We start from the raw sequence: 17,520 nt of genomic DNA, 5'->3' as shown, positions 1-17,520 counted from the left end.
CGACAGTCATGGTGCCTCCACTTCGGCAAACAGATTTTCCAGCGCATCCAGGTCATTGCCGGGGGCTTGTTGCAATTGGGCGACCTTGGCGCTGAAACGCTCGAGGGTTTCGCCCTCGAAGAACAGCCGTAACGGCAGTTCGATGCCCAGTTGTTCCGCCAGGCGCGCGCGCAAGCGGGTGGCCAGCAGCGAGTGACCGCCGAGGGCGAAGAAGTTGTCTTGCAGGCCGACCCGCTCAACCCCCAGCGCGTCCTGCCAGACACCGGCGAGGATGCGTTGCAGTTCAGTCTGCGGTGCCTGGTAGGCCTGCTCGACGACCGCTTCGGCCGACAGCGAGCGGCGGTCTACCTTGCCGTTGGGCATCAACGGCAGGCGTTCCAGTTGGTGCACAGCGCTTGGAATCAGGTGCGCCGGCAGCCGCTGTGCCAGTTGGGCCAACAGGCGCTCGGCAAGCGGTTCCTCGGCGCCCTGTACGCGGGCCACCACAAACGCCAGCAATTGCGCGCCACTGGCCGTTTCACGAACCACCACCGCCGCCTCGCTGACCCCTGCACAACCCGCCAACACGGCTTCCACTTCGCCGGGCTCGATGCGGAACCCGCGAATCTTCACCTGGGCGTCGATTCGCCCGAGGAACTCCAACTGGCCGTCGGTGCGCCAGCGCGCCAGGTCGCCGGTGCAGTAGCCGCGACTGCCATCGGCGAGCGTCGGGTAGCGTTCAGCGGTCAGTGCCGGGCGATCCAGGTAGCCACGGGTGACCCCCGGCCCTGCGACATACAGCTGGCCAATCTGGCCGATCGGCACCGGCTCCAGCTGGGCGTCCAGCAGCAGCATGCGCATTCCCGGTGCCGGGCGGCCGATGGTCACCGGCCCCAGGTCGGCGTTCCAGGCGCTGCACCAGACGCTGCCTTCGGTCGGCCCGTACTCGTTGCTCAACAAGGTGTCGGGCAGTCGCTGGGAATGCCGCGCGACCAAGGCCGGCGTGCACGCCTCGCCGGCGACCACCACCACGCGCAGGCGCTGCTCGCCCAAGTGTTCCAGCACTTCGCCGTGCAGGCCGGGCAATGCCAGGTAGTGGGAAATCCGCTGTTCACCCAGCAGTTGCGCTATGGCGCGCGGGTCCTTGGCTTGCCCAGGTGTCGGCAGGTGCAGGCAGCCACCCTGGCCCAGGGTCCAGAAAAGCCCGGCGACAGAGCTGTCGAACGACAACGACGAGAGCAAGAGGAACGACTCCACCGCAGCCTGGTAGTGGACGAACCGTGCCAGGGTCGAGGCCAGTGCGTTGGCATGGCTGACGGCAACGCCCTTGGGCGTGCCGGTGGAGCCAGAGGTATAGATGACATAAGCCAGGTCATCGCCGCTCACCGTCACTGGCACAGGTGCGTCCGGCCCCTGCCAGATGACCGAGTCCGATGCCAGGGACAGCACCGCCAGCCCGGCTGGCAGGCGCAGTTCGCTGTCGAGGGGGTCCAGGGTCAGCAGGCACGACGCGCCGGCATCGGCGAGCATGAAACCCAGGCGCTCGGCCGGGTAGTCCGGGTCCAGCGGCAGATAGGTGCCACCGGCCTTGAGGATCCCCAGCATCGCCACCAGGGCAGACAGTGAACGCCGTGCGTAGACCCCGACGATCCGCTCACGCCCCACGCCCACGGCCTGCAAGGCATGGGCGAGTTGGTTGGCACGCTGCTCCAGCGTGGCGTAATCGAGTGTCTGCTCGCCTTGGCGCACCGCCAGTTGGTTGTGCTTGCGGACAACTTGCGCCTCGAACAGACGGTGCAACAGCCCCGGCGATGCCAGGGGCATGTCCGGGCCCAGTTCGAAGGCGGCGATGCGCGCCCGCTCCGCGGCGCCCAGCAGGCTGACCTGGGCCAGGCGCTGCTCGAGATCGGTCAGCGCATAACCGGCAAAGACTCCGAACTGCTCCAGCCACAGCGCCGCCACTGCGGGTTCGAAGCGCTCGGCGGCATGTTCCAGGCGCAGCATCCGGCCTTCCCGGCCCAGGCTCAGCAATGGCAATTCATAGGCATCGAGCTCGACCTCGACACCCGCCACCTGCCGACACTCAGCGCTGAAGCCAAAGCCGCCGTCGCTGTCGAGCCCGGCCACGGCACCTTCATCCAGGCATTCCAGCCACGAGCGGGCCTCGTCCAGGCGCCCACGCAGATCCTCCAGCGTACGCGCCAGGCTGGCATCGGCGGCATACACCAGGTTGATTGGCAGGCGACGCTCGAAGCGGCCGAGGATTCCTTGCACCTGCTCGTTGCGCCCCTCCAGGGTCACCGTCAGGTTTACCTGTGGTTGCTCGGTCAAGCGACACAGGAAACCACCCCAGAGGCACAGCAGCAGGTCGTCGGCCGGCATCCCCAGCGCTGCGGCGCGCTGGTCCAAGGCCTGCAGCAACGGGTCGGCCGGCATCCGCAACTGCTCGACCCGGCTGGCCTGCACGTCTCGTTCGAACGGCAACGGCCCGCGTGGCAACGCTGTCTGTTGCACCCCGCGCCAATAGCTCGCGCCTTGCGCACCGAGGTCGGCAGCCACCAGTTCACCTTGCCAGGTGGCGTAGTCAATGTACTGCAGGGCCTCGTCATCGGCGGCCGGCAAGTGGCTGCTGTAGCCTTGTCGCAGCTCCTCGGCCAATTGCTGCAAGGCCTGGGCATCGACGCTGGCCAGGGACGCGCCAAGCACCACCACGAAGCCATTGGCATCACTGGCCTCTTGCACCACGGCGGCGGCGAACGCCACCTGCTCCAGCGCTCGGCGCACCACCTCGCCGGCTTCCCCCGCCAGCGCCGGATACAACGGCGACCGAACCTCCTGCGCCACCGCCTGCACCGGGCGGCGCAAGCCGTCGATCCGCAGGTAGCGAGTACGCAGGACTTCATGGCGCTGTTGCAGCTCATCGAGCACGGCCTGCAGCCGTGACGGCTGGCAAACGCCAGCGATAGACACACGGACCAAGGCGTTCAACGGCCGACCGAGACGGTCCTGGCGGCTGAGCACGGCGCCTTGCTGTGCGCAAAGAGGGAAAGCTTCTGGGTGAGCAGGCAGTTGCATGTAGGGGAACCTCAATCGAGTGCCAGGTCGGCGCTTTTCTGCGCAATTGCCATCGCGGTGAGAATCTTGCGCGGGCCAGTGAATGCATTACGGGCGTGCAGCGACAGCATGTTGTCCAGCAGGACCACGTCGCCTTGGTGCCAGGGGAATTCGACCATCACGTCGCGGTAAGCCTGTTGCAGGTGGCGGATGGTTGCGTCGGGGATCACCGCGCCGTCGCCAAAGAAGGTGTTCTGCGGCAGATCGTCGGGGGCGAACTCGGTGATCAATGCCGCGCGCAGGGTTTCAGGCAGGGTCAGGGCGTTGAAGAACGTGCCATGGTTGAACCACAGCTCTTCGCCGCTGCGCGGGTGACGGACGATGGCCGGCCCCACCTGGCGGGTGCGCAGGCGGTTGCCGCTCTTCCACTGCGGTTCGATACCGATGCGCGCGCAATACGCCTCGACTTCCGCCCGGTCCTCGCTCTGGAACACGGTCTGCCAGGGCAGGCCCATACCGTCGCCGTAGTTGCGCACGTACATGATCCGGCGCTGGCGGAATTCCTCGCGCACGGCCGGGTCGATGCGTTGTAACAATGCGCGGGTATCGCCCAAGGGGGTTTCGCCACCGGTCAGCGACGGCAGGTCGCAATAGAAGTACAGGTGCAGCGGAAACACCGGCGAATAGGAATGCTCGTTGTGGGGGAAAATCCGTTCATTGCTCGGATAATCGGTGGAGCTGTAGATGTTGAACTGGCGGGTCACCTGGGTCCGTGGCGAGGCCCGGAACAGGTACTCGAGCGCCCCGCCGGAGATCGCCTGGACGCAGCGATCGAAGCCATCGATGCCATCCACATCAAATCCGCGCAGGAGGATCGCGCCGTGTTCCAGCAGTCGCGCCTCGATCAGCTCGCGGTGCTGCCCCAGCCATTCCACCAGGTCGGTGCCGGCGAACCGTGGCCGACACAGCAGTGGCAGCGTGTGCCCTTCGAGCAGGGGCGTGAACACCACCCGCTCCTCCTGGCTGGCGGTGATGCTTCTGCGTGCCCGACCCATGGTCGGCAGTGCGGTGACTTTAACCTCGCTCATCATTGCTCCTGGACACTGTGCGGTTGAGTGGACGGCTGCGCTGCGCGCCGGCGCATCGGGCGCTGGCTGGCGAGCAGGGTCTGGCGCTGCTGGCTATCCACCGCCCGTGCTTCGCGCCGCACCTGGGCGGCCGCTTCCAGTAGGTCGGCCTGGGTCAACGCAGCCTTGCCCAGCCAGCAGTGCAGTACGGCTTGGATCTGCGCGAACAGCTGGGAAATTTCACCAGGCTGGAACAGCCCTTCGGGCATTTCGAAACGCGCTTCGAGGCGGCTGGCACTGCTGTAGAAACCGAGGATCAGGTCCAGCTCGGCAGCCTGTTGGCCGGCGTCGAACCCTTGCACGCGCACATCGCGCAGACGCGGCAGCGGTGGCTCGCCTTCCTGGTAATTGAGCTTGATGCTGAAGAACGGCGAGCGACCGGCCCGACGCGGCGGGCGCAGCGCTTCCACCAGTTGCTCGAAGGGCAAATCCTGGTGCCCTGCGGCGCCCAGCACTACGCCCCGGCACTGCTCCAGCAGGGCATCGGTGCTGGCGGCCAGGTCCAGATCAACCTGCAGCACCAACTGATTGATGAAAAACCCTACCAACGGCTCTGTGGCCGGATGACTGCGGTTGGCGATGTCGCTACCCAGGCGGATACGCGACTGACCGCTCTGCTCGCGCAGGCTGACCGCGAACGCTCCCAGCAGCAGCATGAACGGCGTGACTGCGCGTGCCCTGGCAAAGTCACGCAAGGCGCTGGTCTGCACGGCACTGAAGGTGAAGTGTTCGCCGACGGCCATCGCCTGCTTGTTGCGGGGCCGCTGCCCGTGCAGCTCCAGCCAGCTATGCTCGCCGGCCAGCGCTTGATGCCAGTAAGCCAACTGCCGGGCATGCTCGGGACCGGCCAACAGCTGGCGCTGCCAGCGGGCAAAGTCGCCATAGCCCACGGTCAACGCTGGCAGTTGCGCGTCGATGCCTGCCAACCGGGCGGTGTAGAGCACTTCCAGTTCATCCACCAGGTTGCGCATTGACCAGCCATCCACCGCGATGTGATGGGTGGTCAGCAACAGCACGTGCTCGCGCTGATCCAGACGCAGCACGCACACCCGCTGCAGGGGCCCGGTACTCAGGTCGAACGGTTGCCGGGCGTGCGCGGCGGCGCGCTGGCGAGCTTGGGCCAGACGCTGCTCGGGCGACAGCTCGGACAGATCCTCAATGGCAAATTCCAGCGCCAGGGTCTCCTGCAGCAGCAGGCGCACACCCTCGCCCTGCGCAGCAAAGGTGGTGCGCAACACCCCATGGCGCTGCTGCAGCGCGCCGAACGCAGCACGTAGCGCATCGACGTCCAGCGGGCCACGCAGGTGCAGCGCCAGCGGCACGTTGTACACCGAGCTGCGGGGGTCCAACTGCCAGGCGAACCACAAGCGCTCCTGGGCAAAGGACGGCAGCAGTTCGTCAGTCACGCTGGGGCTCAGGACAGGCTGGGTGTGGCCGGCAACGGCCTCGGCCAGAGATGCTGCAAAGCCAGCCAGCTCGGGGTGGTCGAACACGTTCGCCAGCGCCAGGTTCACCCCCAGGCGCTCACGCAGGCGTCCGACAATCTGCGCGGCAGCAATGGAGTTGCCGCCCAGGGCGAAGAAGTTGTCGTCGCAAAAAATCTCATCTTGTCCCAGCACCTCGGCCCAGACCGCCGCGACCAGTCGCTGCTGATCGTCAACCAAGGCCTGGCCCTCGCGCACCAGCGGCTGGTCGTTGCGCCGCAGGTGGAAGCAGTCAAGCTCCGCGCGTTCGAGCATCTGCCGGCAGGCGGAGCGTTGCAGTTTGCCGCTTGAGGTCTTGGGCAGTTCGCCGGGGTTGAGCAAGGCAATCCATACCGGCGTCTGCTGACAAACATCCGCCACGACTCGGTCGATCTGCGCACACAGTTGTGCAGCGCTGATCTTGCGTTGGGTGGTGCGACCGATCTCGACCGCGATCCCGATACCCTCGCCGTCAGCCTGCTCGACCACGAATGCCGTGACCCGGCCCTTGCGCGCGCCTTCGACGTTGTATTCGACGGCGCGCTCAAGGTCCTGCGGGTAAATATTCTGGCCACGGACAATGATCATGTCCTTGAGGCGCCCTGTGATGAACAAGCGGTTGCCGCGCAGGAAACCCAGGTCGCCGGTCCGCAGCCACGTGCGCCCTTCGCGGCTGACAAATGTCCGCGCGCTCGCCTGCGGGTTGCGCCAGTAGCCACGAGCGACGCTGTCGCCACTGGTCCAGATCTCGCCGATATGGCTGTCCGGCTGGATGTCGCCGGTGTGCGGATCCACCAGCATCACCTGCAGCCCTTCGTGCAGGATGCCGCTGCTGACCAGCAAGCTGCCCTGCCCCGGCTCGGCGCGGTGTTCGCCCAGCGCATGGCTGTCGAAACTGGCACTGACGAAGTGCTCCGCAGCGGTGGTACCGGCGACGAACAGGGTGGCCTCGGCCAGCCCATAGCACGGCAAGAACGCCGCCGGCTTGAACCCGCAAGGCGCGAAGTGCTGGGCGAAGGCTTGCAGGCTGTCCTGGCGCACCGGCTCGGAACCGGAAAACAGCACGCGCAGGCAGCTCAGGTCGAGCTTGGCCAGCACGCTTTGATTGACCCGCTCGGCGGCCAGGCGGAAGGCAAAGTCCGGGGCACCGCTGTGGCTCGCGCGATAGTGACTGATCGCTTCGAGCCAACGCGCAGGCCGCTCGACGAAGTGCCGCGGCGACATCAGGACCAGGCTCGCGCCCCGATAGACCGAGAGCAACAGACAGCCGATCAGCCCCATGTCGTGGTACAGCGGCAGCCAGCTGACGAAGGTGTCGTCTTCACGCAGGTCGAAGCAACCGAGCATCATCTGTTCATTGGCGACCAGGTTGCCGTGGCTGACTTCCACGCCCTTGGGGGTCGCGGTGGAGCCGGAGGTGTATTGCAGGAAGGCAATGTCCTCGTTGGCCGGTTGCCGCACCGGCCAGTTGGCGCTGCCCTGCAGTGTCGATGCATCCAGCGCGTCGACCGACAGGGTGGTCGGCAACGCCTGGGCGAAGGCCTGTACCAGCGACTCGCGCAAATGCTCCTCGGTCAGTACCAGGCTTGGCTGGGCATCGTCGAGGATCGAGCGCACCCGGCTCAGTTCGTACTGGCGCAACGACTCGGGCGGCAATGCCGGCACGGCGATGATGCCTGCGTACAGGCAGGCGTAGAACGACACCACATAGCTCGGACCGCTCTGCATCAGCAACAACGCCCGCTCACCGACGCCGGCATGGCGTGACAGCACTGCCGCCAGCTCACGGGCCCGGCGGTCGAGCTCGGCATAGGTCAGCGTCAGGCGCTGCGCTTCGCCGTCGAGGAGAAAATGCACCGCCGGCTTGTCACCGCGCCGCACCGCGTGCGCGCTCAGCGCGTCAACCAGAGACGTATGGAGGACTGTCATGTCGCACCTTTGCAAAGAAAGTGAGAATCAGGGCGCACAGCGGCAGCGCCAGGCAACGTGGCCGCCAGGCAGGCAATCAGGTGGTCGAGCACCGCCCGCTCCTGCTCCTGGATGAAGAAGTGACCACCGGCGAACAGTTCGAGACTGAAACCTGCGCCGGCATGCTCGCGCCAGGCCAGCAGTTGCGCCTGGCTGGCACGATCCTCAGTGCCGGCCAGCACATGCACCGGACACTGCAGGGGTGCCGTCGGCTGATAGCGATAGCGGCCGCACAGCAGGAAGTCGGCACGCAGCACAGGCAGCGCCAGACGCATCAGTTCGGGGTCTTGCAGGGCCTCGATAGGCGTGCCTTGCAGGGAGGCCAACTCGGCCATCAGTTGCTCATCGCCCAGGGGTTGGCGAAAGCGCAGGTAGTCGCGGTGCGCGGGGGCCGAGCCGCCAGACACCAGCAATGCACGAGGCGCCGGCAAGCCCTGCGCACGCAGGGCACAGGCCAGTTCGAACGCCAGCAGCGAGCCCATGCTGTGGCCGAACAGCGCGTAATGCCGATAGGTTTCACCGCGCAGTTCGCGGGCCAGTTGCGCGGCCAGGTCGACCAGGTCGCTTGCCAGCGGCTCGCCGGCACGGCTGCCCCGCCCCGGCAGCTCGAGCGGACGAATGTCCAGCCAGGCCGGTGCGCTACGACGCCAGCGTGCATAGCTCAGGGCACTGGCGCCCGCATAGGGCAGGCAGAACAGGGTCAGCAAAACGCTCACCGGCCGGCCTGCCCGTCCATGTGCTGACGCAGGCTGAGGGGGCGCATGTCGGTCCAGACCGACTCGATGTAGTCCAGGCAGTCTTGCTTCAGACCGCTTTTCCCCGCCTCACGCCAGCCCGCAGGCACTGCCTTGTAGTCGGGCCACAGCGAATACTGCTCCTCTGCGTTGACCAGTACTTTGAACGTTGCATCTTCGCGGTCGAAAGCCATTTGCAATTCCTCGATCTGTGGAGTCAATGCGAGGGGCATGACGCCCTGTCTCGCGGTTTCCTAGATCGACGAATGACAGAGAAATAACTTCAGACGGTGCTTTTGCGGCCTTGGATCATGACCAGGTGGAGATTGATTTAGGGAGTTGTTGCAAATAGTTCTTAATAGTATTAGATTTTTCACCCTCGCTGGCGTACTACCAAGAATTCATCAGGTGCCTCATGCAAAAAATCGATGCAGCCAGAAATGGTTCCCCCTTGCTTGAGGTGTTTTATGACCAGCGTTCACGCCTGATCGGTCTCGCAGCCCGGATCACCGGGTGCCGCAGTCACGCCGAAGACATCGTTCATGAAGCCTTCATGAAGGTCGACGATGCGGGTGACAACGAGCAGATCCGGTCCCAGGCGTCCTACCTCACCCGCGTCGTGCGCAACCTGTCGATCGACCATTACCGTCGACGCCAGTTCGAGGAACGCCTGATATGCCAGGACAGCGATAGCAACGAGGCGCCTGCGCACCACGCCGAAACCCCGGAAGCCCTGGTTTCCGACCAGCAACTGCTGGAGCGGGTATGCGGCGCACTGGCCGACCTTCCCGAGCGCACCCGCTATGTATTCGAGATGTGCCGCATCCATGGCATGAAGCAGAAGGACATCGCCAGGGACCTCGGCGTGTCCGCGCCCCTGGTCAGCGCAATGATCCGCGAAGCCCTGCTGCATTGCCGGGAAAAAGCCCTCTAGCGGTATTGCCATCCTGCTGCCGCCGACGCAGCCTCGCGCTGCTCGACAGCGGCTACTGATGTGTCTCGCGCAAAAACAACAACGCCCCGACAGGTCGGGTAATGCTGTTCAGTTAAGCGACGCCGACCATTGTAGGAGCGAGCCTGCTCGCGAAAAACTCAAAGACGCCGCGTTTATACTGAATACACGCGTTATCGTTGACGTTTTTCGCGAGCAAGCTCGCTCCTACAAGGTACTGCACTCACTTAACTGAACAGCATTGCCCGACCTATCGGGGCGTTTTTTATCTCAACTGGCGTAGCCGCAAAACCCTACCAGCTGGCAGGCAACCAACCCAGTGCCGCGCAGATGGCGTAGGCCATGCTGATCAGGTACAGCACCACTACCGTGACCTGGATCAGCGGATGGGCAATCCAGCCGCATTGCCAGGCCGGGACGATGTCGCCGTTCTTGCGTGCCGAGCGTAGCATCAGGATCGGCATGATCGACAGGATCACCCCGCTGAAGACCCCGGCAAAGTACAAGGCGCTGACGAAGCCGACCATGCCGCTGTAGGCCAGGATAAACGGCGGCACGCAGACAATGGCCAAGACCATCAGGCGGGTCTTGGGGTTGCTCTCCGAACCCAGGCTCTGGAACTTGTCGAAGATGTTGGTCAGGAAGCTGCCACCCAGGCCCCAGTAGGACGTCATCATCGCGCACAGGGCAAAGGTGTTGGCGGTGTAGAACGCCCACTGCCCCAGCGCCTGGCCCCAGGCCAGGGTCGCGACTTCACTCTGGTTTTCCAGACCGGTCAGGGCGATCACCGACATCGGCACCATCGCCAGCAAAATAAAGGTAATCAGCATCCCGGTTATCACCGCCAGCGGCAGGCGCTTGGGTGCGTGGCTGAAACCACGCGCCATTTCCGGGACCACGTACTGGGCCGAGAAACAGAACACGGCAATGTTGAACACCGGGATCATGTAGACCCAATCGCCTTCCAGCAGGTTGGCAAACCGGGTGTTGTCGTGGACCAGCGTGGCAATGACCAGCACCAGGGTCATGCTGAGCATGCCGATGCTGATGAACTTCTCACCCTTGCCGATGGCCTTCAGGCCCAGGTACAGCACCAGCGCTGCAGGCAGGAAGAACAGCAGGCTGCCGAGTGCCGGGCTGATGCCGAAAAACTCGCTGAGCACCTTGCCGCTGCCGCTCATGTAGGCCACGAGCGCGCCGATGCTGTTGACCGCTACCGAGAGGAAAATCGCCCAGGCCCCGAAGGAGCCGACGTAGCGCTGGGCCAGGCCACTCAATTGGTGGTGACGGCGGGTGCGCAAGGCGGTTTCCGAGACATACAGCATGGAGATGGTGGTGAAGATGCCGGCGACCGCCAGCCAGAACAGCAGCGGCATGTAGCCGGCCTTGCGGCTGGCGTAGGCCATCGACAGCACGCCGGCGCCGATGTTGGTGCCGACAATCATTGCCACCGCCTCGACGAAGGTCAGGCGTTTGACTTCCAGCCCGGAAGACTCGGCATGGCTCGCCTCGTGTGGCTCGTCGGCCACGGCGTAAGGGGTCTTGCTCATGAACAATTCTCGCTATTTATAGTTATTGCAGAATCCACGCAGCGTTCGTCATCAAAGCACTGCATGCAGTAAAACCTTGAACGGCGGGCAAAATATCACACATGGTGTTCGGAATAACACTCATGAGCGCTTATTCATTGGTCTAAGATGCCCGGATTAGAGCGTTTACTGCTTTCTGGGGACTGGCCAGGGGCGGGATTTGAGGGCTGCGGCGCCATCAATGATATTGATAGCAACCTAACAAAAGCCTTAGGCTAGAGGGCTGCCCCAGGGCTTATATCATTCCGAATGATAGTTACCTTTGCTTCATTCGATTCGTGAGATAGAGACTCGCCGAGCATCATCCGCCCATCTCAATACATTGGCGGATCTATCCATGGAACAGTCTCTTAAACATTTGCGCTTGCCCCTGGCCGCCCTCGCCGTGCTGGTGATGAGCGCCTGCGGCAAGACCCCGGACTCGGCCGCCACCATGCCCGCCGCCAAAGTCAGCGTGGCCAAGGTGCTGGAACAACCGGTCAACGAGTGGGACGAATTCACCGGGCGCCTGGAAGCGCCGGAAACCGTGGAAATCCGCCCGCGCGTATCTGGCCAGATCGATGAAGTGGCTTTCACCGAAGGCGCCCTGGTGAAAAAAGGCGACCTGCTGTTCCAGATCGATCCGCGTCCGTTCCAGGCTGAGGTCCGCCGCCTCGAAGCCCTGGTTGCCCAAGGCCGTGCCAATGCCACCCGCAGCGAAAACGAAGCCCAGCGCGGCGAGCGCCTGCGCACCAGCAACGCGATTTCGGCGGAGCTCGCCGACTCGCGCACCAGTGCCGCCCAGGAAGCCCGCGCCGCAGTGGGCGCGATCCAGGCACAACTGGACCTGGCCCGACTGAATCTGAGCTTCACCCGTGTTACCGCGCCCATCAGTGGCCGCGTCAGCCGTGCCGAAATCACCGCCGGCAACCTGGTGACCGCCGATGTCACGCCGCTGACCAGCGTGGTTTCCACCGACAAGGTCTACGCCTACTTCGACGCCGACGAGCGAGTGTTCCTCAAGTACAGCCAGCTGGCTCGCCAGGGTCAGCGTGGCCAGACCACTCCGGTGTACCTGGGGCTGTCCAACGAAGACGGCAACCCGCACCAGGGCCAGATGAACTTCATGGACAACCAGGTCAACCCCAAGACCGGCACCATTCGTGGTCGTGCGGTGTTCGACAACAGCAAGGGCGAATACACCCCCGGCCTCTACGCACGCCTGAAGCTGGTGGGCAGTGGCACCTACTCGGCGGTGCTGATCACCGACGAAGCGGTGGGAACCGACCTGGGCAAGAAGTTCGTACTGGTGATGGACGGCGACAAGTCGGTGTACCGCGCCGTCGAACTGGGGCCGAAGATCGAAGGCCTGCGCATCGTGCGCAGTGGCCTGAACAAGGACGACACGATCATCGTCAAGGGTTTGCAACGGGTGCGCCCAGGCTCGCCGGTCACCCCTGAAGTGGTGCAGATGGCCAGCCAGGCAACCCTCGCCGCCCTCGCCCAACAACGCCAGGCGCTTGAAGCCAGCAACCTGCCCCAAGTCGCGCCTGCCAAGGGTGCGCCGGGTACGGCTGTGAAGCTCGCCGCTGCGACTCCACGCGGTTAAGGGATACAGACTCCAATGAATTTTTCCCAGTTCTTCATTTCACGGCCGATCTTCGCCGCCGTGCTGTCGCTGCTGATCCTGATCGCCGGCAGCATCTCGCTGTTCCAGTTGCCGATCAGCGAATACCCGGAAGTGGTACCGCCGACCGTGGTGGTGCGCGCCAACTTCCCCGGCGCCAACCCCAAGGTCATCGGTGAAACCGTCGCAGCCCCGCTGGAACAAGCCATCACTGGCGTCGAGAACATGCTGTACATGTCCTCGCAGTCCACCGCCGACGGCAAGATCACCCTGACCATCACCTTTGCCCTGGGCACCGACCTGGACAACGCCCAGGTGCAGGTGCAGAACCGCGTCACCCGTACCGAGCCCAAGCTGCCGGAAGAAGTGACCCGGATCGGCATCACGGTGGACAAGGCCTCGCCCGAGCTGACCATGGTCGTGCACCTGACCTCGCCGGACAAACGCTACGACATGCTCTACCTGTCCAACTACGCCCTGCTCAACATCAAGGATGAGCTGGCGCGCCTGGGCGGTGTCGGTGACGTGCAGCTGTTCGGCATGGGCGACTACTCGCTGCGGGTCTGGCTCGATCCGAACAAGACCGCTTCGCGCAACCTGACCGCGACCGACGTGGTCACCGCGATTCGCGAACAGAACCGCCAGGTGGCCGCCGGTGCCCTGGGTGCGCCGCCCGCACCGAATGCCACCGCGTTCCAGCTCTCGGTCAATACCCAGGGCCGCCTGGTCAGCGAGGAAGAGTTCGAGAACATCATCATTCGCGCCGGCGACGACGGTGAAATCACCCGTCTGAAGGACATCGCCCGAATCGAGCTGGGGTCCAGCCAATACGCCCTGCGCTCGCTGCTGAACAACGACCCGGCGGTGGCGATCCCGATCTTCCAGCGTCCGGGCTCCAACGCCATCGAAATCTCCAACCAGGTTCGCGAGAAAATGGCGGAGCTGAAGAAGAACTTCCCTGAAGGCATGGACTTCAGCATCGTCTATGACCCGACGATCTTCGTCCGTGGCTCCATCGAAGCGGTGGTGCACACCCTGTTCGAAGCACTGATCCTGGTAGTGCTGGTGGTGATCCTGTTCCTGCAGACCTGGCGCGCCTCGATCATTCCGCTGGTGGCAGTACCGGTCTCGCTGATCGGCACATTTGCCGTGATGCACCTGTTCGGCTTCTCCCTCAACGCGCTGTCGCTGTTCGGCCTGGTGCTGGCCATCGGTATCGTGGTCGACGACGCCATCGTGGTGGTGGAAAACGTCGAACGTAACATTGGCCTGGGGCTGACACCGGTGGAAGCCACCAAGCGCGCCATGCGCGAAGTGACCGGACCGATCATTGCCACGGCGCTGGTCCTGTGTGCGGTGTTTATCCCGGCCGCGTTCATTTCCGGCTTGACTGGGCAGTTCTATAAACAGTTCGCCCTGACCATTGCCATCTCGACCGTGATCTCGGCGTTCAACTCGCTGACCCTGTCGCCGGCCCTGGCTGCCGTGCTGCTCAAGAGTCATGACGCACCGAAGGACCGCTTCTCACGGGTCCTGGACAGGTTGTTTGGCGGCTGGTTGTTCCGTCCGTTCAACCGCTTCTTCGACCGCGCCAGTCATGGTTATGTCGGCACCGTGACCCGGGTTATCCGCAGCAGCGGGATTGCCCTGGTGCTGTACGCCGGGCTGATGGTGCTGACCTTCTTCGGTTTCTCCAATACCCCTACCGGTTTTGTCCCGGCCCAGGACAAGCAGTACCTGGTGGCCTTCGCCCAGTTGCCGGATGCGGCGAGCCTGGACCGCACCGAAGAAGTGATCAAGCGCATGTCCGACATGGCGCTCAAGCAGCCGGGCGTGGAAGCCGCGGTGGCCTTCCCGGGCCTGTCGATCAACGGTTTCACCAACAGCCCCAACGCCGGGATCGTGTTCGTCACCCTCAAGCCCTTCGATGAACGCAAGGACCCGAGCCAGTCGGCCGGGGCGATTGCCGGCGCGTTGAATGGCCAATACGCCGACATCCAGGAAGCCTACATGGCGATCTTCCCACCGCCGCCGGTACAGGGCCTGGGTACCATTGGCGGGTTCCGCCTGCAGATCGAGGACCGCGGCAACCTGGGTTACGACGAGCTGTACAAAGAAACCATGAACATCATCAACAAGAGCCATAACGTGCCGGAACTGGCTGGCCTGTTCACCAGCTACACAGTGAACGTGCCCCAGGTCGATGCCGCCATCGACCGGGAAAAAGCCAAGACCCATGGCGTGGCCGTCAGTGACATCTTCGACACCCTGCAGATCTACCTGGGTTCGCTGTATGCCAACGACTTCAACCGCTTCGGTCGCACCTATCAAGTCAACGTCCAGGCCGAGCAACAGTTCCGCCTCGAACCGGACCAGATCGGCCAGCTGAAAGTGCGCAACAACAAAGGCGAGATGATCCCGCTGGCGACCTTCATCAAGGTCAGCGACACCTCGGGGCCGGACCGTGTGATGCACTACAACGGCTTCATTACCGCTGAAATCAACGGTGCCGCAGCCCCCGGCTACAGCTCCGGCCAGGCCGAACAAGCGATCGAAAAACTGCTCAAGGAAGAACTGCCCAACGGCATGACCTACGAGTGGACCGACCTGACCTACCAGCAGATTCTTTCTGGCAACACTGCGTTGTTCGTGTTCCCGCTGTGTGTGCTGCTGGCGTTCCTGGTGCTGGCGGCGCAATACGAGAGCTGGAGCCTGCCCCTGGCGGTGATCCTGATCGTGCCGATGACCCTGCTGTCGGCCATTACCGGGGTGATCCTGTCCGGTGGCGACAACAACATCTTCACCCAGATCGGTTTGATCGTACTGGTGGGCCTGGCATGTAAGAACGCGATCCTGATCGTCGAGTTCGCCAAGGACAAGCAAGAGGAAGGCATGGACGCACTCAGCGCGGTGCTCGAAGCCTGCCGCCTGCGTCTGCGGCCGATCCTCATGACCTCCTTCGCCTTCATCATGGGCGTGGTGCCCCTGGTCTTCTCCAGCGGTGCCGGTGCCGAAATGCGTCACGCCATGGGCGTCGCGGTGTTCTCCGGGATGCTCGGGGTGACCTTCTTCGGCCTGTTGCTGACGCCGGTGTTCTACGTATTGATCCGCCGCTATGTCGAGCGCGGCGAAGCTCGCAAAGCGGCCAAGGCCCTGCCACTGGAGGCACAACCATGAGCCTGAAAGTCTTCCTGCCGAGCTTGCTGGTGCTGGCCCTGAGTGCCTGCGCCGTCGGCCCGGACTATAAGACCCCGGCGACGGAGGCGGCCAACATCACGGCCGCCACCGATGGCGCAAAGGGTCAGAAGAACTTCGACCGGGCCCGCTTCGAAGGCATCTGGTGGCAGCAGTTCGAGGACCCGATCCTCAACCAGTTGGTCAACACCTCGCTGCAGGGCAACCGCGATCTGCGGGTGGCGTTCGACCGCCTGCGGGCCGCCCGGGCGTTTCGCGATGACGTCAGCAATGACGCCATGCCAGTCGTGACCAGCCGCGTCAGCAGTGACCTGGCCAAGGGGCAGATCCCCGGCCAGACCACCGACCGGGTCAGCAGCGAGCGTTATGACCTGGGCCTGGACATGGCCTGGGAAATCGACCTGTTCGGACGTATCCAGCGCAATCTGGAAGCGGCCGACGCCGACACCCAGGTAGCCGCGGCCGACCTGTACCAACTGCAAGTCACCCTGATTGCCGAGTTGGTGGATGCCTACGGCCAGCTACGGGGTGCGCAACTGCGCGAGAAAATTGCCCTGGCCAACCTGGCGAACCAGCAGGAGTCGAGCAAGATCACCGTGACCCTGCGTGATGCCGGTGTCGGTGATCAATTGGACGTGGTGCGCGCCGATGCCCGCCTCGCGTCCGTGGAAGCCAGCGTGCCGCAATTGCAGGAAGTGCAGATCCGTCAGCGCAACCGCATCGCGACCTTGCTCGGCGAGCGCCCGGACAAACTCAGCGTCGACCTCAGCCCGGCCAGCCTGCCGGCCATTGCCAAGGCCTTGCCGATAGGCGATCCGGGCGAACTGTTGCAACGCCGGCCGGACATCCAGAGCGCCGAACGCAAGCTGGCGGCCGCCACCGCGCGCATCGGCGTGGCCAAGGCCGACCTGTTCCCGCGGGTCAGCCTCAGTGGCTTCCTGGGCTTTACCGCCGGACGCGGCTCGCAGATCGGCTCATCGGCCGCCAATGCCTGGGCGCTGGGCCCCAGCATCACCTGGGCGGCCTTTGACCTGGGCAGCGTGCGCGCGCGTTTGCGTGCCGCCGATGCCAATGCCGACGGCGCCCTGGCCAGCTACGAGCAGCAAGTGTTGCTGGCCCTGGAAGAGTCGGAAAACGCCTTCTCTGACTATGGCAAACGCCAGCAGCGGCTGATTTCGCTGATTCGCCAGAGCGAATCGAGCCGGGCCGCCGCTGACCTTGCAGAGATTCGCTACCGCGAAGGCACCGTCGATTTCCTGGTGCTGCTGGACGCCCAACGCGAACGCCTGGCTGCCGAAGACACCCAGGCCCAGGCCGAAGTCGACCTGTACCGTGGCATCGTGGCGATTTACAAAGCCCTTGGTGGCGGTTGGCAACCACAAACCGTCGCCAGCAACTAAGCTTAAACGTGCTCCTTTGGTTGGCCGCAACCAACCAATTTTTAGCCCCGCGTCTCATTCGGTCGCGGGGCTTTTTTTGGCCTGGGGATTGGTTGAATCAAACACTGCGCGAGGCTTTGGGCCGTTTTCGTGAGCGGGCTATCTCCCACAGTGAATCTGGCTGCCGGCAAATTTTGCGTATGGCCTCCACACCTGTGGGACTGGGCCGGCCTCATCGCGGCATAGGTATCTACACAACGTTGTAGCGGCCTCTGGGGTGTTGGATTAGGCGGAGTACATATCCATTTCTTCGGTAACGGCGTCCTATGGTTCCGCCTGACGGCGGCTCACTTTTGAACAGCCCAAAAGTAAGCAAAAGGCTCTTTCCCCACCACTCGGTGCCTCGCTTAGGCTCGGCATGCCCGTACTCCGACATTGATTTGGGGGGCCGCCGCAATGGGCCCTCCCTGGCCC

10 protein-coding genes are annotated in these 17,520 nt (G+C 63.9%); 4 read left to right on the top strand and 6 right to left on the bottom strand.

The features are described from left to right. Positions 1-6: 6 nt before the first annotated feature. Genes ACIOVD_RS25000 through ACIOVD_RS24980 form a run of 5 tightly spaced genes read right to left on the bottom strand, consistent with a single transcriptional unit; the run spans position 7 to position 8,525 of the window. Positions 7-3,054 carry an amino acid adenylation domain-containing protein gene (locus ACIOVD_RS25000; RefSeq protein ID WP_401130812.1) on the bottom strand — a complete coding sequence of 1,016 codons (3,048 nt, stop codon included), beginning with the start codon at positions 3,052-3,054 and terminating at the stop codon, positions 7-9. An 11-nt stretch (positions 3,055-3,065) separates the two neighbouring features. Further along, positions 3,066-4,121 carry a TauD/TfdA family dioxygenase gene (locus ACIOVD_RS24995; protein ID WP_095168286.1) on the bottom strand — a complete coding sequence of 352 codons (1,056 nt, stop codon included), beginning with the start codon at positions 4,119-4,121 and terminating at the stop codon, positions 3,066-3,068. Further along, positions 4,121-7,552, bottom strand: a complete 3,432-nt coding sequence (locus ACIOVD_RS24990) for a condensation domain-containing protein (RefSeq protein WP_401130810.1) — start codon at positions 7,550-7,552, stop codon at positions 4,121-4,123. Before ACIOVD_RS24990 ends, ACIOVD_RS24995 begins: the two co-directional genes overlap by 1 nt. Continuing rightward, positions 7,549-8,307, bottom strand: a complete 759-nt coding sequence (locus ACIOVD_RS24985; RefSeq protein WP_256585457.1) for a thioesterase II family protein — start codon at positions 8,305-8,307, stop codon at positions 7,549-7,551. Before ACIOVD_RS24985 ends, ACIOVD_RS24990 begins: the two co-directional genes overlap by 4 nt. Then, the gene (locus tag ACIOVD_RS24980) at positions 8,304-8,525 is read right to left on the bottom strand and encodes an MbtH family protein (RefSeq protein WP_269467581.1); all 222 of its coding nucleotides are present in this window, start codon (positions 8,523-8,525) and stop codon (positions 8,304-8,306) included. Before ACIOVD_RS24980 ends, ACIOVD_RS24985 begins: the two co-directional genes overlap by 4 nt. Before the next feature lie 215 nt (positions 8,526-8,740). On the opposite strand from ACIOVD_RS24980, the gene ACIOVD_RS24975 reads away from it, so the two are divergent. Beyond that, entirely contained in the window at positions 8,741-9,259 is a 519-nt protein-coding gene (locus ACIOVD_RS24975) for an RNA polymerase factor sigma-70 (protein WP_095168290.1), read from the top strand. 311 nt (positions 9,260-9,570) lie between these two features. Here ACIOVD_RS24975 and ACIOVD_RS24970 read toward each other — a convergent pair whose 3' ends face one another. Continuing rightward, entirely contained in the window at positions 9,571-10,827 is a 1,257-nt protein-coding gene (locus tag ACIOVD_RS24970; protein ID WP_095168291.1) for an amino acid permease, read from the bottom strand. A gap of 376 nt (positions 10,828-11,203) precedes the next feature. On the opposite strand from ACIOVD_RS24970, the gene mexE reads away from it, so the two are divergent. The 3 genes from mexE to ACIOVD_RS24955 are packed head-to-tail and all read left to right on the top strand — an operon-like array spanning position 11,204 to position 17,067. Beyond that, positions 11,204-12,454: a multidrug efflux RND transporter periplasmic adaptor subunit MexE gene (gene mexE, locus ACIOVD_RS24965; RefSeq protein ID WP_095168293.1), complete on the top strand. Its 1,251-nt coding sequence runs from the start codon at positions 11,204-11,206 to the stop codon at positions 12,452-12,454. A gap of 15 nt (positions 12,455-12,469) precedes the next feature. Continuing rightward, a complete protein-coding gene (locus ACIOVD_RS24960) occupies positions 12,470-15,649 on the top strand; it encodes an efflux RND transporter permease subunit (RefSeq protein ID WP_401130807.1) in 3,180 nt (1,059 codons plus the stop codon). After that, positions 15,646-17,067 (top strand): efflux transporter outer membrane subunit, encoded by a 1,422-nt coding sequence (locus tag ACIOVD_RS24955; RefSeq protein WP_095168296.1) that lies wholly within the window; start codon positions 15,646-15,648, stop codon positions 17,065-17,067. The genes ACIOVD_RS24960 and ACIOVD_RS24955 overlap by 4 nt, the downstream gene beginning before the upstream one ends. The last annotated feature ends 453 nt before the right edge of the window (positions 17,068-17,520 follow it).

Source organism: Pseudomonas sp. NPDC087626, from assembly GCF_044743405.1.
In the GTDB taxonomy this organism is placed as follows: Bacteria; Pseudomonadota; Gammaproteobacteria; order Pseudomonadales; family Pseudomonadaceae; genus Aquipseudomonas.
The sequence above is the reverse complement of the archived record's forward strand: the minus strand, read 5'-3'. Positions and strand labels throughout refer to the sequence as shown.

Bases quoted from the DNA above. Each gene is read 5' to 3' on its own strand.
- ACIOVD_RS25000 (WP_401130812.1), bottom strand. From the start codon at position 3,054: ATGCAACTGCCTGCTCACCCAGAAGCTTTCCCTCTTTGCGCACAGCAA.
- ACIOVD_RS24970 (WP_095168291.1), bottom strand. From the start codon at position 10,827: ATGAGCAAGACCCCTTACGCCGTGGCCGACGAGCCACACGAGGCGAGC.
- ACIOVD_RS24960 (WP_401130807.1), top strand. From the start codon at position 12,470: ATGAATTTTTCCCAGTTCTTCATTTCACGGCCGATCTTCGCCGCCGTG.
- ACIOVD_RS24955 (WP_095168296.1), top strand. From the start codon at position 15,646: ATGAGCCTGAAAGTCTTCCTGCCGAGCTTGCTGGTGCTGGCCCTGAGT.
- ACIOVD_RS24995 (WP_095168286.1), bottom strand. From the start codon at position 4,121: ATGAGCGAGGTTAAAGTCACCGCACTGCCGACCATGGGTCGGGCACGC.
- mexE (WP_095168293.1), top strand. From the start codon at position 11,204: ATGGAACAGTCTCTTAAACATTTGCGCTTGCCCCTGGCCGCCCTCGCC.
- ACIOVD_RS24990 (WP_401130810.1), bottom strand. From the start codon at position 7,552: ATGACAGTCCTCCATACGTCTCTGGTTGACGCGCTGAGCGCGCACGCG.
- ACIOVD_RS24975 (WP_095168290.1), top strand. From the start codon at position 8,741: ATGCAAAAAATCGATGCAGCCAGAAATGGTTCCCCCTTGCTTGAGGTG.